Annotated in this window: 15 protein-coding genes; 7 read left to right on the forward strand and 8 right to left on the reverse strand. The window is 47.4% G+C overall.

The window, feature by feature from the left end:
• Position 1: 1 nt before the first annotated feature.
• Entirely contained in the window at positions 2–1,093 is a 1,092-nt protein-coding gene (locus EL262_RS07700) for an endonuclease/exonuclease/phosphatase family protein (protein WP_025836464.1), read from the reverse strand.
• A gap of 35 nt (positions 1,094–1,128) precedes the next feature.
• Positions 1,129–2,583 carry an aminoacyl-histidine dipeptidase gene (locus EL262_RS07705; protein ID WP_025836465.1) on the reverse strand — a complete coding sequence of 485 codons (1,455 nt, stop codon included), beginning with the start codon at positions 2,581–2,583 and terminating at the stop codon, positions 1,129–1,131.
• Positions 2,584–2,780: 197 nt separating this feature from the next.
• Between EL262_RS07705 and EL262_RS07710 the strand changes: the two genes are divergently transcribed.
• Together EL262_RS07710 and EL262_RS07715 are read left to right on the forward strand one after the other, a co-directional pair.
• Positions 2,781–2,990 (forward strand): hypothetical protein, encoded by a 210-nt coding sequence (locus EL262_RS07710; protein WP_025836469.1) that lies wholly within the window; start codon positions 2,781–2,783, stop codon positions 2,988–2,990.
• A gap of 60 nt (positions 2,991–3,050) precedes the next feature.
• Positions 3,051–3,668 carry an OmpH/Skp family outer membrane protein gene (locus EL262_RS07715; protein ID WP_025836471.1) on the forward strand — a complete coding sequence of 206 codons (618 nt, stop codon included), beginning with the start codon at positions 3,051–3,053 and terminating at the stop codon, positions 3,666–3,668.
• Between the two features lie 464 nt (positions 3,669–4,132).
• On the opposite strand, the gene lon is transcribed toward EL262_RS07715, so the two are convergent.
• The 4 genes from lon to EL262_RS07735 form a co-directional block, all read right to left on the reverse strand.
• Entirely contained in the window at positions 4,133–6,661 is a 2,529-nt protein-coding gene (gene lon, locus EL262_RS07720; RefSeq protein ID WP_036852000.1) for an endopeptidase La, read from the reverse strand.
• A 188-nt stretch (positions 6,662–6,849) separates the two neighbouring features.
• Positions 6,850–7,506: an endonuclease III gene (gene nth / locus EL262_RS07725; protein WP_036847015.1), complete on the reverse strand. Its 657-nt coding sequence runs from the start codon at positions 7,504–7,506 to the stop codon at positions 6,850–6,852.
• A 15-nt stretch (positions 7,507–7,521) separates the two neighbouring features.
• Positions 7,522–8,544, reverse strand: coding sequence for a phenylalanine--tRNA ligase subunit alpha (gene pheS / locus EL262_RS07730; protein ID WP_036852002.1), 1,023 nt, complete (start codon positions 8,542–8,544; stop codon positions 7,522–7,524).
• Between the two features lie 377 nt (positions 8,545–8,921).
• Positions 8,922–9,560, reverse strand: a complete 639-nt coding sequence (locus EL262_RS07735) for a porin family protein (RefSeq protein ID WP_025836473.1) — start codon at positions 9,558–9,560, stop codon at positions 8,922–8,924.
• Between the two features lie 308 nt (positions 9,561–9,868).
• Here EL262_RS07735 and tpx point away from each other — a divergent pair, with 308 nt between their 5' ends.
• Together tpx and proS are read left to right on the forward strand one after the other, a co-directional pair.
• Positions 9,869–10,366: a thiol peroxidase gene (gene tpx / locus EL262_RS07740; protein ID WP_025836475.1), complete on the forward strand. Its 498-nt coding sequence runs from the start codon at positions 9,869–9,871 to the stop codon at positions 10,364–10,366.
• Between the two features lie 210 nt (positions 10,367–10,576).
• Complete coding sequence (proS, locus tag EL262_RS07745) at positions 10,577–12,058, forward strand: proline--tRNA ligase (protein ID WP_036846618.1); 1,482 nt, start codon at positions 10,577–10,579, stop codon at positions 12,056–12,058.
• 142 nt (positions 12,059–12,200) lie between these two features.
• Here the strand turns inward: proS and EL262_RS07750 are convergent, their stop codons facing one another.
• Together EL262_RS07750 and EL262_RS07755 are read right to left on the reverse strand one after the other, a co-directional pair.
• Positions 12,201–12,470, reverse strand: coding sequence for a carboxypeptidase regulatory-like domain-containing protein (locus EL262_RS07750; protein ID WP_025836478.1), 270 nt, complete (start codon positions 12,468–12,470; stop codon positions 12,201–12,203).
• A 182-nt stretch (positions 12,471–12,652) separates the two neighbouring features.
• Positions 12,653–13,537: a trypsin-like serine peptidase gene (locus tag EL262_RS07755; protein WP_025836480.1), complete on the reverse strand. Its 885-nt coding sequence runs from the start codon at positions 13,535–13,537 to the stop codon at positions 12,653–12,655.
• A gap of 2,388 nt (positions 13,538–15,925) precedes the next feature.
• Between EL262_RS07755 and EL262_RS07760 the strand changes: the two genes are divergently transcribed.
• The 3 genes from EL262_RS07760 (at position 15,926) to cas10 (ending at position 20,578) form a co-directional block, all read left to right on the forward strand.
• Positions 15,926–17,548: a hypothetical protein gene (locus tag EL262_RS07760; RefSeq protein WP_036853294.1), complete on the forward strand. Its 1,623-nt coding sequence runs from the start codon at positions 15,926–15,928 to the stop codon at positions 17,546–17,548.
• A 265-nt stretch (positions 17,549–17,813) separates the two neighbouring features.
• Complete coding sequence (locus tag EL262_RS07765; RefSeq protein WP_025836487.1) at positions 17,814–19,094, forward strand: hypothetical protein; 1,281 nt, start codon at positions 17,814–17,816, stop codon at positions 19,092–19,094.
• Entirely contained in the window at positions 19,091–20,578 is a 1,488-nt protein-coding gene (gene cas10 / locus EL262_RS07770; protein WP_078735440.1) for a type III-B CRISPR-associated protein Cas10/Cmr2, read from the forward strand. The genes EL262_RS07765 and cas10 overlap by 4 nt, the downstream gene beginning before the upstream one ends.

A 20,578-nucleotide genomic window follows, 5' to 3' on the forward strand; every position in this document is an offset into this window, starting at 1 on the left:
GTCAGTATCTGATGTCTATATACACGGGGAAATGGTCCGAATAGCCGTAGGCATAGTGCGTGCCTTTGAAAGAGCGTAAAGGGTTGCCGTCACGGCGACGGAGGTACTTGGGGTCAAATATCTTGGTGCCTTGATGTGATACGCGAAGGAGTCCGCTCGCTCGGTGCAGGAGGCTCCCGGAGACAATGATCTGATCGGGCAGCCATGTCCGACCCTGATGTCGGTGTGATCCTTGTCGCTCAAGGAGGGTGAGCATGGACATATTGTATATCGATAAGGTGTCGATGCTATCTCCACGGTGAGGGGTCTTCGCCTGAAGGGTCATCGAGACGGAGCGGTCAGTGGGATTGTCGTTGAAGTCACCCATGAGTACGATGTGTCTGTCGGGAGTCGTCTGCAAAATGTCGTCTATGATCTTGCGGATGCGGGTCATGACCTTGATGCGTTGCTTGGAAGTAGAACGAGTGCCTTGTCGTCTCGATGGTGCATGGACGAGGATGACTTCAAGGATCTCGCCTGTCGGTGAGTGTTTGAGAGTCGTCCACAAGGCATGACGACCGCCATGTCGAGGCAATTTCTCATGATAGTCGATCCAAAGTCGATTGTCCGAGAGTGGATAAGCGGGGATCTCTCTCTGGCGCAGTCGTCGATACACCCTGCTGTCCCAGAGCAAGGCGACATCTATGCCTCTGGAGTCTCCTCCCTCTGTGATGGCGAAGCGGTACGAGGCACGAGCCAATTCGCGACGCTTCAGCAAATCTTGGATGACGAGGGCATTCTCGACTTCACACAGACCGATGATGCCCGGGTAGCCCCATCCTCCGATGTCTGAGAGGACTTGCGCTATGCGTCCCAACTTGTCGTGGTACTTAGGCTTGTCCCAGTGCATAGCACCGTCGGGTAGGAAGTCCTTGTCGTCTGTGTCGGGATCATCGAAGGTGTCGAAGAGGTTTTCGACATTGTACATCACTATGCGACTCATATTGTCTGAAAGGGTTGAATCAAGTGTGTCGGCAGGTATTGTCCAAGAGATGAATGAAAAAGAAAGCACACAGAGCAGTCCCGATAGCAGGATGTCTCTGTGTGCTGACATTATTACTTGGTTTACGTTTTAGTTGCGTAAAAGGATCACTTCTTAGGTGCTCTGCGAAGGATATCCAAGAGGTGCTTCCACCATAGATCTACGGTGCTGAGCTCAAGCTTTTCGACAGGTGAGTGTACATCTCTCATTGTAGGGCCGAAAGAGATCATGTCGAGGTTAGGGTACTTTTCCTTGAAGAGACCACATTCGAGACCTGCGTGGATGGCCTTGACAAGAGGCTTCTTGCCGAAGAGTGACTCATAGCTTTCTTCAGCGATCTTGAGGATCTCAGAGTTCATGTTGGGTGCCCATCCGGGATAGCCATCACGCTCATAGACATAAGCTCCGGCGATCTCGAATGTCGCTCTCACCATCTGACCGACCATCTGCTTGAGCGATTCGGTCGAACTGCGTTGGCTGGTCTCGATGAGGATGCTGTTGTTTTCCTTCATCTTGACAGATGCAAGGTTGGTTGATGTTTCGACAAGGCCTTCGATGGCATGGCTCATGCCGATGACGCCGTGAGGACAAGCGATGAGAGATGAGATGAGGAGATCCTTTGTGGTATCATCGATGACGAACTCAGGCTTCTCTGTGCTACCGATGGTGAGCATCACATCAGGATCGACTGCCGCAAGTTCGTTACGCACGTCTGCGCAGAAGGTGTTGGCAAACACAGCGACGGCTTCCTTCTGAGACATGGGCACACCGATGATGGCCTTTGCTTCACGAGGGATGGCGTTGTGGAGATTACCGCCTTGGAACGAAGCCAGTGTCCATCCGTCCACGATGTCATAGAGACCATAGAGGAAACGAGCAAGGATCTTGTTCGCGTTGCCGAGACCGACATGGATGTCACCACCCGAGTGACCACCGCGAAGTCCCTTGACATCTACTGTGAGGTAGTGCATTTCGGGGCAAGCGTACATCTTTTCGTAGGTGAAGTCTGCGAACGTACCCATACCACCGGCACAACCCACGAACATCTCTCCTTCGTCCTCACTGTCGAGGTTGAGGAGGATCTCAGAGTCGAAGAAGCCTTCCTTGAGTGCCATAGCTCCTGTGAGACCGGTCTCTTCGTCCACAGTGAAAAGACACTCGATGGGACCATGCTCGATGTCGTTTGATGCAAGGACTGCAAGCTCAGCCGCACAGCCGATACCGTTGTCTGCACCGAGAGTCGTTCCCTCAGCCATCAACCAGCCATCGACGATCTTCGTGCGGATTGCATCATTTTCGAAGTCGAAGGTCACATCACTGTTCTTCTCGCACACCATATCCATGTGTGACTGCATGATGATCGACTTGCGATCTTCCATGCCGGGAGTCGCCGGCTTCTTGATGACGATGTTACCGACTTCGTCTTTCTTATATTCGAGGTTGTGCTTCTTTGCGAAGTTTTCGAGGTAAGCGATGATCTTTCCTTCCTTCTTCGAAGGGCGAGGCACCTGAGTGATCTCGTAGAAGTAGTCAAATAAAATTTGAGGCTCTTGTTTAATCATAATAAATCAAACTTTTTTGTATGAATGATTGTGCTGTCCCTTGCGAGACAACCGTAATTATTGTCTTGGATGCGCAAGTGTCACATAAGGATGTCACTTTCTCGATCATTTGTGATATAAATAAACAAAAAAGGAAAGTGAAGCCTTTGAGTAACACGATAAAAAACTTATCTTTGTGCTCAAAATTACGAAAAAAGATGACAAAACTACTCATATTGACCCTACTTCTTGTAGGTGTCGTGGTGCTTTTGATGGGTTTCAGGGTCTTCTTCACCAAGAAGGGGGAGTTCCCCTCTTCGCACGTAGAGGATCAGCCTGCGCTCCGAGAGAAGGGCTTGAAGTGTCATCGTTATCAGACTGTTGAGGAGCAAGAACGCCGCAACCTCTTCGACCGCATCGAGGAGTGATCGTGTCTGCTCGGATAGAGGGTAGTCCATGGAAATGATTTAATTAAGAAAAATGAGTATATGAAAAATTTGAACACCATCATCAATGTTGTCTTGGCCGTAGCGGTCCTTGTTCTTTTTATCCTATTCTTCAGCAACAAGGGTGAGAATAAGGGGCATGCCAACATCTCCTCTTCGACAGACTCGGTCGTGACACTCCCTGTGGCTTACGTCAATGTGGACAGTCTTTTGAGTGGCTATGAGTTCTCTCGTGACCTCAACGAGCAGGTGCTACGCAAGAGCGAGTCGGCACAGGCAACCCTCAATCAGCAAGCGCGTGCTCTCGAAGCTGAGGCAGCAGAGTTCCAACGCAAGTTGCAAAACAACGCCTTCTTCGACAGAGAGCGTGCAGAGAAGGAGCAGATGCGTATCCTCAAGAAGCGTGAAGACTTCGAGAGACTCAACCAAAAGCTCACTCTCGAACTCCAAGAGAAACAACTTGAGATGAATCGTATCCTCAGAGACACCATCATGTCACAAGTCAAGCTCTTCAACGAGATTCACAAGTATCAGATCATCTACTCCAACACATTGAGTGACAACATCCTTCTTGCGGACGAGAAGTATGACATCACTGCTGAGCTCATCGAGTTCCTCAACAAGAGATATGTCCCTACTGAAGAGACTTCAGCACAATAATTTTTCTCGGTACGACAAGCACATATAAATGTCAAGTGCCATCCGATCCTTTCGGGTGGCACTTCTTTTTTTGTTTTATTTCTTCCTGTGAAAAATGTTTCCGGACTCATTCAGTGTCTCTGCCATCACGATGGCGTGAAACAAAAAGAGTTAGGGTTCTTTCTCAAGCTCCCTAACTCCATGAAACAAATCAATCTAAAACATCAATCATTATCATTAAGAGCTGAGATGCCTCACGGCTTTTCTACTCCCAACCAAAAACAGTCCGAAGGCTGTTTTCTAAAGCATTTTCAGTGTATTATTGCTCTATTTTAACATGTGTCAATAGCAAATATAAACAAATACAAATTAAAAACAAAGCATACCGCTAATAAAATGATCAAAATGCTACGTTTTTCATAAAAAAGACCGCTCGGAGTAGCCTCCGGACGGTCTTTTTGTTTATATAAAAGGCTGAAAATGCCTTATTTATCCTTGTCTTTGCATTCGACAGAAGACTTCTTAAACTGGTTCACGTGTTTCATCAAATCTACCGAATGGTTGACCTTGGTATCCATCACAGCATGCTCGATGACTTCCTTTATATCGGTGACATAGATGAATTCAAGTCCGGAGATATAGACATCCTTGATCTCCTCGATATCCTTTCGGTTTTCCTCACAAAGGAGAATAGTCTTGATGCCCGAACGCTTCGCAGCCAATATCTTTTCTTTGATACCACCCACAGGCAGTACCTTTCCACGGAGGGTTATTTCCCCTGTCATGGCGATAGAAGACCTTACCTTACGCTGTGTAAATGTCGAGATCAGCGAAGTCACGAGCGTGATGCCGGCACTCGGTCCATCTTTGGGGATCGCTCCTTCGGGGACGTGGATGTGGACATTCCAATAGTCAAACACTTCTTTGGGGATGTCGTATAAGTCGGCATGGCTTTTCACGTACTCCAATGCGAGGAGAGCTGACTCCTTCATCACCTCACCGAGGTTACCGGTGATGGTCATGCGTCCATTTTTGGATGGGCTGAGTGCACTTTCCACGAGGAGGATCTCCCCACCCACAGAAGTCCACGCCAAGCCGGTCACAACGCCTGCATAGCGATTCCCTTCATACTGATCACGTGTGTACTTGGGCGCACCGAGGTAGTCCTTCAGGTCTTCGGGCTTTATCGTGAATACAGGCATCTCCTCGCCTCTATCCGTGATGTCCGCCACCCTCTTTGCCACCTTACGGAGGAGAGAGGCGATACGCTTCTCGAGCTCACGCACACCGCTCTCACGAGTATAACGCTCTATGAGTTCGGCGATGGTCTTCTTGCTCACTTTGACATTTTTCTTTGACAAGCCATGATTTTCGAGTGCCCGAGGGAGCAAGTGACGGTGAGCGATCTCGATCTTCTCTTCGAGGATGTAGCCGCTCACTTCGATCATCTCCATACGGTCACGGAGCGGGCCGGGGATGGCACCGATGTTGTTGGCTGTAGCGATGAAGAGAGCCTTACTGAGGTCGTAGTCGATGTCGAGATAATTGTCGTGGAACGTATTGTTTTGTTCCGGGTCAAGCACCTCAAGGAGAGCAGACGAGGGATCACCCTTGTAGTCTTGTGCCAACTTGTCTATCTCGTCGAGGACAAAGACCGGGTTTGCCGACTTGGCTTTGACAAATCCCTTGATGATACGTCCCGGCATCGCTCCGATATAAGTACGCCTGTGCCCACGGATCTCCGCCTCGTCGTGGAGACCACCGAGTGAGATACGGACGTAAGAGCGGTTCAGTGCCGATGCTATCGACTGACCGAGCGAAGTCTTACCTACCCCGGGAGGGCCGTAGAGACAAATGATGGGCGAGCGCAAGTCTCCCTTGAGTTTGAGTACTGCAAGGTGTTCAAGGATACGCTCCTTGACCTTCTCCAGACCGAAGTGATCCTTGTCGAGGATCTTCGCCGCATTGGGGATGTTGAAGTTGTCTTCCGTGACATCATCCCAAGGCAGATCAAGCATTGTCTGCAAGTACTGCATCTGGATGCTGTAGTCCGGCGATTGGGAGTTCATCTTCTGGAGTTTCTTCACCTCTTTCTTGAATGTGTCATAGACCTTCTTGTCCCAATTCTTTTTCTTTCCCTTCTTCTGAAGCTCAAGGAGATCATCCTCTTCGCCTTCATTGAGTTCATCCTTGATGACTTTGAGTTGCTGTTGGAGGAAGAAGTCTCTCTGTTGTTTGTCCAGTTCCTTGCGCGTCTTCTGCTGTATCATCTGCTTCATCTCGAAGAGCTGGAGCATGGTGTTTGCGCCCGACAGCATACGGTAAGCCCTCGTCTTGAGGTCACCGATCATCAGAAGAGAGAGCTTCTCTGCCATGTCCGATGGGAAGTTGGTGCACGCAAAGTTGAGCATTGCCTCAGGATCCTTCACATTCTTTATCGCATGAAGCACGGGCTGAGGTAGCTCTCCACGGTGTCCCAGGATAGAGATGCACTTCTCCTTGAGGGTGGTGATCAACGCCTGAAACTCTATGTCATCCTCCGCAGGCTTGTTGTCTTCAAGCAGACGGTAAGTGCCATTGAGATAAGGCTCGGTTCGGGTCAGACCTGTCAGTTCGACACGCCTCTTGCCCTGTATGATCACCGTGAGGACATTGTCCTGCACCTGCATCACACGCACGATCTCACCCACCGTACCTACATGTACGAGGTCTTCGAAGTCGGGATCCTCCGTCTCAGGCTCTTTCTGCACTGCGACGAGGACATGCTTATTTTCCTTCTTGCCGAGGGCGTTGACGAGCTTTTTGGTCTTCGCACGTCCCACCATGACGGGGAGGAGTACGCCGGGGAAGAGGATCATGTCTCTCAGAGGGATGATCGGCAGTTCTTCGGGCAGACTATCCAATCCCTCCGACAAGTCTATATCGACATCCTCGGGAAAGATCATCGGTGTCATGCCACCTGTCAAGTCATCCGGAGAGATGGAGTCCTCGTCCAAGAAAATATCTAAGTTCATTATAACTAATTCAAAAAAATGATCAATCAATACTCGGGATGCATCGCCTTTGGCGACTTCATGCAGGCTCTACCGAAAGAGTCTGTGGCATCCCTATTATATATTGTGTAGCAAAATACGTGCCAAAGTCCGGGAGACGACTGTTTGCAGTCCCTCCAAGATCGACGCATCGGGAGTGACGGTGTCACTCATCCCTTATCCAGAGCAGTCTTCTTTTCTCCGTGACGACAGTAATCACGGATGCCGCACGTCATACATTTGGGACTGCGAGCGATGCAGACATATCTGCCGTGAAGGATCAGCCAGTGGTGCGCACGAGAGAGGAGGTCGCGAGGGATGTGGCGTTCGAGCATACGCTCCACCTTCAGAGGGGTGTTGGCCGTCGAAGGCACCAACCCTATACGGTGCGACACTCTGTACACATGAGTATCCACAGGCATGGCGGGCACGTCATAGATGACCGAAGCCACGACATTTGCCGTCTTGCGCCCCACACCGGGGAGTTTGACCAGCTCATCGATGGTATCAGGGACGACCGAACCAAAATCCTCGACCAGCATCTTTGCCATCGAAGCCAGATGCTTCGACTTGTTGTTTGGGTATGATACACTTCGGATATACTCGAAGAGCAGTTCGGGCGAAGCCGCAGCCATCACCTCCGCCGTGGGGAAGGCCTCGAAGAGTGCCGGTGTGATCATGTTGACACGCTTGTCCGTGCACTGTGCGGACAAGATGACAGCCACGAGAAGCTCAAAAGGGTTGGTGTACACCAACTCTGTCTCTGCTGTCGGCATCGCCTCCTTGAAGTAAGCGATGATCCCATCGTATCTCTCCTGACGCTTCACTTGATGTCGGGGCATTTAGTGCGCTGCCGTGAACTGGCGCAGGAACCTCAGGTCATTCTCCGAGAAGAGCCTCAAGTCACTCACACGGTACTTCAGGTTCGTGATACGCTCCACGCCCATACCGAGGGCATAGCCCGTGTACTTCTTGCTGTCGATGCCACACGACTCCAGCACGGCAGGATCCACCATGCCACAGCCGAGGATCTCGACCCATCCCGTATGCTTACAGAATCCGCAGCCCTCTCCACCACAGATGTTACAAGAAATGTCCATCTCTGCCGAAGGCTCTGTGAATGGGAAGAACGAAGGACGGAGGCGGATCTTTGTCTCCGTACCGAACATCTCTTGGGCGAAGTGCATCAGCACCTGACGAAGGTCGGCGAAGGTCACCTTCTCGTCCACATAGAGGGCTTCGACTTGGTGGAAGAAGCAGTGGGCACGAGCAGAGATCGCTTCATTGCGGTACACTCGACCCGGACAGATGATGCGGAAGGGTGGTTGTCCCTGCTCCATCACACGAGACTGTACCGAAGAGGTGTGTGTGCGTAGTACCAACTCGGGCGTATGAGACACGAAGAACGTATCCTGCATATCTCTTGCGGGGTGATCTTCGGCAAAGTTGAGCGACTCAAACACGTGCCAGTCATCCTCGATCTCCGGACCCTCAGCGACATTGAAGCCGAGGCGAGAAAAGATGTTGATGATCTCATCCCTCACGATATGGAGAGGGTGACGAGAGCCCAAAGGCATAGGGTATGCCGTACGGCTGAGGTCGAGAGAGGCATCCCCTTTTTGGCGACTGTTCTCGAGTCTCTCCTTGAGCTCGGCATACTTATCGGTAGCGAGTTGTTTGAGTTCGTTGATGAGTGCACCCACTTCTTTCTTCTCCTCATTGGGGACAAGTTTGAAGTCTGCAAAGAGGGCATTCAGTGCGCCTTTTTTGCTCAAATACTTGAGTCTCATCTCCTCCAGAGCCTCTGCGGTCTCAGGAGCCAGCTCTGCCAACTGTGCTTTAAGTGCTTGTATCTTCTGTCTCATATCCTTAATCTTGCTATAAATAAAATTCGTAACTGCGAAGTTACGCTTTTTGTCCCTAATTACAGCTATCTGATTGAAAGAATTAGACTTCCGATCCTCGTGCTGTGTGTCACGAATCGGCTTCTTTCACGGTTTTGCTCGACAGATCATTTTTGGGAGGAGCGTGACACCATGTCCGCCACTCTGCAAGGAGATGTCCCGTAGTGCGCAAATGTCTATGTTGCCGGAGGTGTTCAGCCCCGTTCGAGTAGATCAACCTTTGCTATTCATTCTCGGGGGATTTCTCACGCTCTCCGACAGACTAAAAGGGAACTGTGCTCACGAAAGGGAAAGATCCTTGGCACAGCTCCCTGTTTTATTTATTCCGAAAGCATCCCTCAGAACCTGTATCCGACCGTAACGTAGCCTCCTATGTGCTTATATTTTTTTGCCACTTCGGGGGCGTCTTTGAAGATGGGATTGAGTCCATACTGAGTCCCGACGCTGAGCATCATGCGGTGTACTTCGACACCCATACCGACCTGAATCCCATAGTCGATCCTCTCGAACAACGGCTTGTCTTCAGAAGAAGCCTCCTTGAATAAGTTTTTCTTTATATCCAACTTTTCGCCCTTTTCATCTGTGCCGCTCATTTTTGCATTTATCCCATAAGCGATGTATGGGCCGAAGTTGACAAAAGCATCGAGTGCATCAGTGATCTTAAAGCGATTGTTGAGCAAAATGGGCAGATCCACATAATGCATCCTATAAATGACATGAATCTTCTCTTGAGGATCAGACCTGAACCCCTTCATCGAGTAGTAGAGTCCGGTCTGTAACGAAAGTTCATAGCTGTTCAGCCCAAAGAAGGCATAGTCGATGGCAACACCGGCACGGAGACAGTGTGCAGGTATTGTCCTCTCAGACTTGGTGATATCTGTTCTTTGATAACCCGCCTCAACGATGAGTGTAGGGCGGCTCTGAGCCACTGCAGTCGTGCACAGTAGCGCAAAAGCGATGAGCAAAATCTTTTTCATAGCTTCTCTCTGTTTTTAGGATTAAACACTTCCCCCGAAGGCCTCCCCCTCCGAGTTTTCATGATCATGGGGCATCGCCCCTATGTCGCAAATATATGAAAAAAAGCGACTGATCTTGATGCTCCTTGGCTTGAGCTTCCTCATTCTTGAGGGCTTCGCTGCCGAAATAAAAGTGCTTGTTGAAGGATGAAAAAGACGAGATGCGACTTTTGCTCGCAAATTATACAGCCTTTCGTGAACATATCGATGTCGGCAGGTGTTTTAGTAAAGATTGATATTAAGTTTTTTAATCCCAAAATATTATAACTATGGCAACAGTAACGCTACAAGGTAATCCTATAAACATCAGCGGCAATCTCCCTGCAAAGGGTGCCGAAGCTCCTTGCTTCACAGCAGTCAAGACAGACCTCTCAGAAGTGTCTCTATCTGACCTCAAGGGTAAGAGGGTGATCCTCAATATCTTCCCAAGTGTTGATACAGGTATATGCGCAAAGAGCGTAAGAGAATTCAATGCAAGAGCGGCAAGCCTCGACAATACTGTCGTGCTCTGCCTCTCGAAGGACCTCCCATTTGCCCTTGGTCGCTTCTGTGGTGCAGAAGGTCTCGACAAGGTCGTCCCTGCTTCTCTTTTCCGTTATCCTGCTTTTGAAGCAAACTACGGTGTCGGCATGGTTGATGGTCCTCTTGCAGGTCTCCTCGCTCGTAGCGTGGTTGTCGTAGACACAGACGGCAAGGTACTTCACTCGGAACTTGTCCCGGAGATCGCTCAAGAGCCTGACTACGAAGCAGCTCTCGCAGTCCTCTGATAAAAGGTTGCAAAGAGAACCCACAAGGGGTGTGTCAAAATGAAAAATTTTGGCACACCCTTTTTTTGATCCCCCTCGGGAGCCGCGACGGATCACAGAATGTTTGCCTACATAATTATGTATCCTTACAAAAAGTATTAACTTTGTAAGTCTTTGCGCTACTGCGCTATCCGATAAGAAGAACAACATTAAAAAGATATAGATCAGATTATGGCAAAAGAACTAAAGGAACTTACCCCTCGGAGTGTCAGCTACTCTCAGTGGTATCAGGATCTCGTAATCAAGGCGGACCTTGCCGAAAACTCGGATGTACGTGGATGTATGGTCATCAAGCCTTATGGTTATGCGATATGGGAGAAGATGCAACGTATCCTCGATGATATGTTCAAGGAGACCGGTCACCAGAACGCCTACTTCCCGCTCTTCATCCCGAAGTCGTTCCTTAGCCGTGAGGCAGAGCACGTCGAGGGCTTTGCGAAGGAGTGTGCCGTCGTCACCCACTATCGTCTCAAGACCAACGAAGAGGGGACGGGTGTTGTCGTCGACCCGGCTGCACGCCTCGAAGAAGAACTCATCGTGCGCCCTACATCGGAGACCATCATCTGGAATACCTACAAGGGCTGGATCCAAAGCTATCGTGACCTGCCCATCCTCTGCAACCAGTGGGCCAATGTCGTGCGTTGGGAGATGAGGACAAGGCTCTTCCTCCGTACTGCAGAGTTTTTGTGGCAGGAGGGACACACCGCTCATGCTTCCGAGCAAGAAGCTCTCGAAGAGGCTGAGCGCATGCTCCATGTCTATGGTGACTTTGCCGAGAACTATATGGCCATGCCTGTCATGAAGGGGGTAAAGAGTGCCAGCGAACGCTTCGCCGGTGCGGTGGACACTTATACCATCGAAGCCCTCATGCAGGATGGTAAGGCTCTTCAGAGTGGTACATCTCACTTCCTCGGACAGAACTTCGCAAAGGCGTTTGATGTGACCTATACCGACAAGGAGGGCAAGCAGTCTTATGTATGGGCGACCTCTTGGGGGGTCTCTACCCGTCTCATGGGGGCACTCATCATGACACACTCGGATGACAACGGTCTCGTCCTCCCCCCTCGCCTCGCTCCGATCCAGGTCGTCATCGTGCCTATCTACAAGTCCATGGATCAGCTCGCAGCTATTGACGAAAAGATCGCTCCCCTCGTGGCTGAGCTCAAGAAGCGTGGCATCTCGGTGAAGTACGACAATGCCGACAATAAGAAGCCGGGATGGAAGTTTGCCGAATACGAACTCAAAGGAGTGCCCGTGCGCCTCGCCATGGGTGGTCGAGACATGGAGAATGGTACCATCGAGGTCATGCGTCGTGATACACTCGGTAAGGAGACCCGCGACTTCGACGGCATCGCCGACTATGTACAAGGCTTGCTCGACGACATCCAAGCGAACATCTTCAAGAAGGCACTCGACTATCGTTCGACACACACTTATGTCGTAGATACTTATGAAGAGTTCAAAGAAAAACTTGAGCTCGGAGGTTTCATCCTCGCCCATTGGGACGGCACGCCTGAGACCGAAGAAGCGATCAAGAACGAGACCAAAGCCACCATACGTTGTATCCCATTCGATGGTGACACTACCCCCGGTGTCTGTATGTACTCCGGCAAGCCATCGGCACGCCGAGTCCTCTTCGCTCGTGCTTACTAAGCATACACGCCCATAAGGCATAGACAAACAGAAACGGCACTTCTTCATCTTTTTTGAGCATGAAGAAGTGCCGTTTCTGTTTTTGGGGTTTCTGATGATCGAGCGATGGCGGAGCAGTCTTGTCACACGAGGGCCACAATCCTCATTCCATCGGATCGATGATCAGCAGGACGGGAGAGGATGTGTCATCCTTGGCAACTTCGGCATCAATGACAAACCTCCCGTAATCCTCCGTGACGACCACAAAAGAGTACTTGCCTGCCTCTCTCTTGCAAGCAATCTTCGCTCGTCCGTCGTCATCTGTGAGTGTTGCTATATCGGGGAAGGCTTCTTTGTATGGCACTTCCTTGAGGGATACCACAGCATCTGCTATGGGTTTACCGTCCGGGGTGGTTACTTTTACTTCTATCATGACTCATTCGTTGTTTGGTGATGGTGTCTGTCGATCTCTGAGCCTTCGGGATTGCTATCGGTCGGTGATCTCGGTTTTGTCTTACTTCATCTGCCACTCTGCCCTCATAGGGGCTCTGCCTCCTTGGATCGTCATGAGGGCAAGCTCTCGTGACCTTGTCGGCCGATGAAGATCTGTCAGGGTCAGGGATTGGCTTTTTTGATACTCTCAACGATCTTCATGATGGTGCGGTTGATCCGGGTGGCGAAGTTGCCCATGTTGGGATTGCCCATCGTGTGTACACCGACAGCATGGTACTGTCCGTCTACGCATATCCACACGGGCGAACCGCTTTGTCCCCCCATCGTGTCGATGTCATACTTGAGCAACCGTCCCTGACACTCCCCCATGCCCGACATGTACCACTGTTGCTTACCGCCCTTGTCGCCCGGGTAGCCCGAGATATGGAGGAGGTGTTTTTTGTAGTCTGCGTTCAGCCTCAGTGTTTTGCATTCGAAATGGCCTGTGCGAGTGCCCAAAGGACAATCTTCGGGTAATACGATGATCCCAAAGTCGGAATTGCTGTCCTGTCTCTTCTTCCACGCATCGAGGGCGTAAAACTTCTTTGCGATCACCGAGCCGAACGGAGCATCTTTGCCATTACGAGCCGGAGAGACCTCTACGGCCTCTGCCCAGCCCCCCGCCGAATGGATGTACACACAGTGTCCTGCAGTGAGGATGACACGGGGCGACACGAAGTAGCCGGTGCCTATGTAGGTGGCACCCGTGCGTGTCTTGATCCGGAGGGCGCAGATCGCAGTGAAAGGGAAATTTTCGGGGATGACGAGCTCTCTCTCATCCTCGCCTATGACAGCTTCCATGGATGGACGGTTTTTGGGGATGATGGCACGAGGAGTGCTCTTTGCCTTCTTCACTTCGGTGCGAGGGTAAGCGACAAATTCTGCACTTACATACTTCTCATCCTTGTCCTCGAAAGCCACCTTGCCACGCGAAGCGGTGGGCTCATCATCACTGGAAATGAATAATTCACGGTTTGTCTTTCTCAAAGAGTTTTCTTTTTGTGTCATGGTTATTGTGTTTTTAGGAGACCCTCCCGGGATCATCAGGAAGGGTCATGTGTCACCTTCTGTCGTTTTCATGCTTGACTGTAATGCAATGATACAAATTATTTTACATAAAATCATGTTCCCGATGATTTATTTCAATGTCGTACCCCATCTTCCCATGTGAGGATGCCGATGAAGCCATCTTAGGCACAGGGTATCCCTCTCTTGTGTCTGTACCCTACTAAGCGACCCGACATTCATCACCTTTGTTTGCTCTTGGAGTGGATTTCATTTTCGAAAAAAATGACTGTGTTGAGATTCACTTTTTGCTGTCTATCAGGATGTTATCGAAAATATAGTTTTGTGTCTATTTTCGAAAATCGCAGCAGTCGAACTGATAGAGGATCGATTTTCGAAGAAATGCGACTTTGTCGATTTGTAACCGCCTGATAATCAATAGTACATAATGAGCGTTTTTCGAAAATCGAAATAATTGATTTTTATTGTTTGGTTTTTCGAAAAATCAAAATCTTTATATATCTTTGCCGTACAGCAATTTGAGGGCTGCTTTTGGCCTCAAAGTGTTCATGCAGATACATTCAAAGAGGGCGATTTTCGAAGAAATAATCACTGCTGATTATCAACTAATTACAAAAGAGGTCTTCAGTAAGTTTCTGAAAATCAATCTCTATCTATACATATTCAGTCTTAAGACTATTAAGACCTTCTTCCTCCGCCTGCGTGGATTTTAGATTGCTTCGCTATCTATACATATTCAGTCTTAAGACTATTAAGACCTTGGCTTGTGCCGTTGTTATGCGTAAGGCAACGGCCACTATCTATACATATTCAGTCATTAAGACTATTAAGACAAAACTCTAAACGTAATTACGGCAATCGTAATATAGTCCCTATCTATACATATTCAGTCATTAAGACTATTAAGACAAGTAACGGAATAATCCCCCAATCGGTCAACCTAATGACTATCTATACATATTCAGTCATTAAGACTATTAAGACTCTTTCCCAAAAGAATTTGAAACAAGAGACTCTAGACTATCTATACATATTCAGTCATTAAGACTATTAAGACTCGTATATTATTAGTGCGGAGTAGTTGGTCACTATGGGCTATCTATACATGTTCAGTCATTAAGACTATTAAGACCGAAATGCTCCTTGCCCTATGATAATGCTTTCTGCTCTATCTATACATATTCAGTCATTAAGACTATTAAGACTCCGCTATGTTTACCATTTTCATCATCCCAGCATAGAACCTATCTATACATATTCAGTCATTAAGACTATTAAGACTCATATTGTTGCATAAATTGTTTAATAGACTTAAACTCTATCTATACATATTCAGTCATTGAGACTATTAAGACTTTATAGGAGTTCTCTATTGATCTTGTCGACTCGTTCTATCTATACATATTCAGTCTTAAGACTATTAAGACTCAGCTACGAGATACCACCCACCCTTTCGACCTTCCTATATATACATATTCAGTCATTAAGACTATTAAGACTTGTTGATTGTAGACCATTTAGCCAATTCAGGAAACTATCTATACATATTCAGTCATTAAGACTATTAAGACGTGATCACAGTCCATAGTCGCCTGTCGTATCGTGCTATCTACACATATTCAGTCATTAAGACTATTAAGACGCTTCCGAGGATAGGAAGTTCTCCTTTACTTCTTGCTATCTACACATATTCAGTCATTAAGACTATTAAGACCCTGCCAGGGCTGTCGAGGTCATACCCAGCTCTTCTCTATCTATACATATTCAGTCATTAAGACTATTAAGACCGCAGTGCCCGACACGATATTGATGCTCAACTGTGCTATCTATACATATTCAGTCATTAAGACTATTAAGGCCGATAGCGGTATCTCCAAAATGTCTCAGCCCCGAACCCTATCTATACATATTCAGTCATTAAGATGGCTACGGCATAGCGATGAAGCTCGATTGATCAATATATACTTGAATAGATAGGGAGAGTCACTAAAAAAGTCGTTAAAGGCGATGAATCGTCTTTAACGACTTTCGTTATCAAGTCTAACGACTTTTTTTGTCGCTTCCTATGATCTTTTTCTCGTCAAGAGGGTCTGGTCTCGATATGGCTGTCTATCAGGTGTTTCTCGATGAATTGCTGTTGCTCTCCGTTGATTGTGCATTTGCACTCTTCGGGAAAGGTTGATGAGTCCGGATTGTGTCATTTTGTCTTATTGCATTTATTCTTCCAAAGACTCTGAAATGTCATTAAATATTTTTATCTTTGTTTAACTCGCCTCGCCGGGTTTTATAGCCAAAGGCTCCTTGAAGAGGATGTCACTCCAAAGGGTTTCGGCAGGAGGGGAAGAAGGTGTCGCTCTCAGATTTATACTTATGAATAACAACAAGCCGTACAGCAGACATATCTTCATCTTCCCATTTCAATGGGACTATATCGGCCGTCAGGTCTCCCAAAAGGGTGACTTGTCGTACAATGAACGTACGGACATCGATGCCTTTGACAGGATATTCAGACAGGAGACCAAGCTGGAAAGATCGTTTTTTGAGATCAGGGACTCTCACACGCGTTATAATGAGTTCACTTACTTTTATCCTTTTGTCCGTAACACGCTCTATGGGACGAGAGAAAATAAGTCGGTGTACTTCTACGAGTTGGAAGGCGAAGGGGGGACATACTCTATCGATATCAAAGCCGACATCAACAGAACCTATCATCTGAAGCTGACGAAGATATCGGTACATATCTTTGATACGGGGGTGGGGCTTGTGGCTTTTTCCCTGCTCAATGATCTCTATACGCAGGAGCACGACATATTGAGGATCAATGACTTTGGTCGACGACTATATCCGCAGTTTTTAGGCTCGGAAAAGAGACTGAACGCTAAAGACGTCTTCCTTGCGAACTCTATCTCGGGACATATCGCTTCGCTGGACTTCTACGAAGACTTCAGTCGGTTTGAGGACGAAGTGGATCATCGCAGCCCTTTTTTGCCACCGGATCATATTCGGCAGGTCTTCGGCTACTCGAAGACCGATCGAGTGGGAGATGAGTGGCGGAAGTTTGTCTTCAGAGACCGGGATGAGCGAAGAGGGACGATCCGTATCTCGCCCATCATGGACGACAGGATGTACTTCTTGAGCTATTATAGAAACGACAGCCTGGCGGATAGGGTAGGGATGAAGCAAGGTATGATCTGCAGAGCAATAAGGAATGTCCTCGATAGAGGGGCTATCGACACCGGTTACTTGTATGAGGTCGGAGAAGAGAGCAACTTCTGGTACAGATATATGTATGGTGATGGGAATAGCAAGGGGATAGCAAACTCCGACTTCCAAATCTCAGAAATCAGGAAAGCCACTTATTCGAGGTGGGTCGAGTACGGGACACTGATCGGAATCACGAGAGACTCTGCGACCTATCTGTCAACTACGCGTTTTGGTGTGCTGGGGGCTCAATTCTTGAGTATGTACTATCAGATGGCCATCCTCAGTATCGTGCAACGTGCCGGGATCTTGAGGTTCAGTGGAGAGATAGCCAACCTTACCCAAAATGCGTTGGGGAAAAAGAAGAGGACAAGTAAGAACATCAAAGAATTGTATGAGAGCTACATAAAGTTCCTCAACCAAGTCGTCTTCCGTGAAGTGACATCTCAGATACAAGGCATCGAGATGTATGACCTCTTCCAAAAGGCTATGAATATCGAGAGGGATGCCAAAGCCCTCGATGCAGAGATGAGCGAACTGTTCAACTATCTCGAAATAGAGGAGCAGTCAAATCTGAATAAGACAGCAAATCTCTACTTGCCCTTAGCTCTATTGACAGGAGTATTGGGTATCAACACCTTGGCGGATGGATGGTTTGGGTCATTGCTTGGATGGCTTGGGAGCGACAAGGGCTGGCACAGCTGGAATATCGGAGACTTCATAACGACAATCGTCATCGCCGTATGCCTCTACTTCCCCATCAGATACCATATTAAAACAAAAAACAAATAACGTAAATCTATGTATGAAAAGATCAACTTATTTCAACTGATATTTTGGCCGATCCTTACGGTCTGTCTGACCGTGATGCTTGTCGTCCTGATTGACAGATGTTTTAAGTATCATCTCAGGAAAATAGAGCTAGACGCTCAAAAAGAAATCGAAGAGATGCGATATAACAGAGGTCAACAGAAGGAGTCTCTTCGCAAATAAGGAATGAAGAGCCATCCCCGGTGACATCATGGTGTAAGTCCTTAAATCAAGAAAACAAGACTTTATGCATAAGTTAGAATTCGAACTCAAACAACACACCCCCATCATCCACTTCCAAGCAAGGGACATCGGGGCAACCCTGCGTGCTTCGGAAGTCAAGCCAAAGCTGGATCGCTTTATCCTGACAGAGATCGGAAAGAAACATGCTCAAGATCCAACCTTGTCAAAAACGGATCCCTACGAAAGAGGGATAGAATACTTCAAAAAAGAGGATGACAAGGCTCGCAAACGCCACGAGAAAACAAATGAAAGATTGGAGCTATACCTTATCCCGAGGCAAGAAGGAGCATTGAACTATAAGTTGTCTTTCAGGTTGGAGAAAAACGATCAACCGGAATACAGTCTTTGTCTTGTGCAAAATCCCCAAAAAGAAAATCTGAAAAAACTTAAGTCGATTGCGAAGAGAAACTTATCTATTGATTTGAAGGTGTTTTATCAGACAGCTTATTTTGCAAATGAAGACAAGGTAAAGTTAACAGAGGGGCAGGAGCCTGACTGGTCTAAAATACGGCTAGGTCTCTTTGATAAGGGAAAAATCATTGGGAAAACACTATGCAATCACGAGGGTTTGCTGGATCAACTATCGGAGCATATAGAGGCCTTCTTTTTGCTACATAACTTTGGGAGTCGTCAGACAAAAGGATTTGGGAGTTATACTGTCAAGAAAATCTTGATTTCGGATCAAAGTTGTAAGCTTAAAAATGTGAGTCTGAAATACAATACACTCAAAGGATTAAAAACATTCTTCAAAGGAAAGGCTTTCTTAATAAAGCCTGAAAATAATAGCCCTGTATCCAGCTTATCTCTATTAAAAACGATCTCATCTATACACAATAAATTGAGAAATAATTTCTTGAAGAAAAGATTTGAGAATAACAAGCGTAAGATAGAAAAAGATTTTGTGAAACAAGTTGCGGAAGGGGTACATTTGACTGAAGAAGAAAGAGGACATTACCGTTTCGTGCGAGCCTTATTAGGTTTGCCACGACAATTTGAGTTTCCGGATAATGAGCCCCCTAAATCAAAAAGAGTGGTTGTCCAGCATATAGAATCCGATCCGGACAAAGTCACCATTGATCGTTTTGCTTCTCCATTATTATATAAACCTATTGATGAGAGAATTTTCGTTATCATGTATGATATCCCCAAAGAACTATTGGGAGCAAAGTTTTCTTTCAAGACATTAGAGGAAAACGATCAAGATGGGCAAATACTTTCAATTCCCAATAAGATTTCCCTGAAAGGGCTACTGTCTAACAACCAAGGCTACTTTGAAATTCTATGATCTACACAGCAGTGACAATCGGACCGATATTTAAGACTATCGGGAAGGCTCGTAGTGTGAAAGCTTTTTGGACTGCGAGCTATATGTTTTCGTGGATAATGAAAAGGCTTATAGAGGAGTTGGGGGGATGCTCGATCCTATCTCCTCATTTACCCGAGGAAGAACCGTCTTTCGACACAATAAAGACCAAGGTCGGATTATTTCCCGATAGGCTTTTTATTGAAGGCGATGCAAAGGCTCACGTCAAAAGAGCCAAAGAAAAGATCATAAAAGAGCTGACCGAGAAAGGAATAGGTGACATTCCAGAGTACTTAGATAGCTATATCTCCATCTCCACAATCTTGGTGGATGTGCCTGATGCAGAGGAAGGCCCCTTGAAAATCCTTAACGAATACTTGGACACCCAAGAACTGTTCTGCAAAAGTTCGCCTCAGGGCAAGGACTATATGGAGGAGTTTATGGAGAACGCCAAAAATGGATTTCTTCAGGGGTTTAAAGGTGAAAGCGAAAGGCCTTTTGAGAGTACTTCAGAGATAGCGGTGTCGGGGTGGCTTAGCCCTGATATGATTAAAGAAAATCTCAGCGATAAAAGTGAGATCGACTACACGAAGCTGACGAAGAAAGACGGTTATCGCAACTGTTACAAGTACCTGGCCATCATAGAAGCCGATGGAGATAACTTCGGGAAGTATATAAGGAAACTTTCGAGTTCCGATGATATGAGAAATTTTGCCAAGTCGTTTTTCAACTTTTCGGTCGATGTGGTCAATAAGTTGCGAAACGAGACAAAGGCTGTGCCTGTGTATATCGGTGGCGATGACTTGAAGCTCTTTGCCCCGATACTTGGAGGTGATGTCGAGAAAGACATCTTCAGGATTATCGAGATTATCGATGAGTGCTTCCAAAAATTTCGAACGAACCTTAATGCCGATAATCAGTTGTCGATGTCTTATGGCGTCAGTATCTTCTATCACAAAAGCCCAATGTCCGAAGCCATGGATGTCGCCATAGGCACATTGGACAAAGTAAAAAAGACTGAAACAAAAGATGCCGTGGCAATATCCATCCGAAAGCACAGCGGGAAGAAGATCGAATTTCAACTCCCTCGTAAGCATTCCGATGCTACGTCTGATATCCGGAATACTACTTTGTATGCAAAGTCTGTGGAGCTCATCCGAGCATTCAAGAGTGATGTCTCCATGATCAACAGCCTCATTTACTGGATCGAGGAGATGTACGAAGCCATCTTCACGGACAGTGTGACCGGCAACAAAAATCGTATAAAGGCAGTTTTTGCCAACTTCTTCGATGAGGATGTCCATAAGAACCATCGTGGTGAAGGAGGCTTTTTCGAACGACTTGAAGAGTTTATCTATCGGATGCATAAGGACGAAGATGCACCTCAAACTCAGGAGGGGAAAAAGGCTCTTCTGCATGGGATCTTGCGTTATTGCCAGTTTGTAACCGCTAAAGACGAGAAATGA

Origin of the sequence: Porphyromonas cangingivalis, assembly GCF_900638305.1 — a bacterium.
Taxonomy (GTDB): Bacteria; Bacteroidota; Bacteroidia; order Bacteroidales; family Porphyromonadaceae; genus Porphyromonas_A; species Porphyromonas_A cangingivalis.

Coding starts and splice junctions, on each gene's coding strand:
- EL262_RS07700 (WP_025836464.1), bottom strand. CDS start 1,093: ATGTCAGCACACAGAGACATCCTGCTATCGGGACTGCTCTGTGTGCTT.
- EL262_RS07705 (WP_025836465.1), bottom strand. CDS start 2,583: ATGATTAAACAAGAGCCTCAAATTTTATTTGACTACTTCTACGAGATC.
- EL262_RS07710 (WP_025836469.1), top strand. CDS start 2,781: ATGACAAAACTACTCATATTGACCCTACTTCTTGTAGGTGTCGTGGTG.
- EL262_RS07715 (WP_025836471.1), top strand. CDS start 3,051: ATGAAAAATTTGAACACCATCATCAATGTTGTCTTGGCCGTAGCGGTC.
- lon (WP_036852000.1), bottom strand. CDS start 6,661: ATGAACTTAGATATTTTCTTGGACGAGGACTCCATCTCTCCGGATGAC.
- pheS (WP_036852002.1), bottom strand. CDS start 8,544: ATGAGACAGAAGATACAAGCACTTAAAGCACAGTTGGCAGAGCTGGCT.
- EL262_RS07735 (WP_025836473.1), bottom strand. CDS start 9,560: ATGAAAAAGATTTTGCTCATCGCTTTTGCGCTACTGTGCACGACTGCA.
- tpx (WP_025836475.1), top strand. CDS start 9,869: ATGGCAACAGTAACGCTACAAGGTAATCCTATAAACATCAGCGGCAAT.
- proS (WP_036846618.1), top strand. CDS start 10,577: ATGGCAAAAGAACTAAAGGAACTTACCCCTCGGAGTGTCAGCTACTCT.
- EL262_RS07750 (WP_025836478.1), bottom strand. CDS start 12,470: ATGATAGAAGTAAAAGTAACCACCCCGGACGGTAAACCCATAGCAGAT.
- EL262_RS07755 (WP_025836480.1), bottom strand. CDS start 13,537: ATGACACAAAAAGAAAACTCTTTGAGAAAGACAAACCGTGAATTATTC.
- EL262_RS07760 (WP_036853294.1), top strand. CDS start 15,926: ATGAATAACAACAAGCCGTACAGCAGACATATCTTCATCTTCCCATTT.
- EL262_RS07765 (WP_025836487.1), top strand. CDS start 17,814: ATGCATAAGTTAGAATTCGAACTCAAACAACACACCCCCATCATCCAC.
- cas10 (WP_078735440.1), top strand. CDS start 19,091: ATGATCTACACAGCAGTGACAATCGGACCGATATTTAAGACTATCGGG.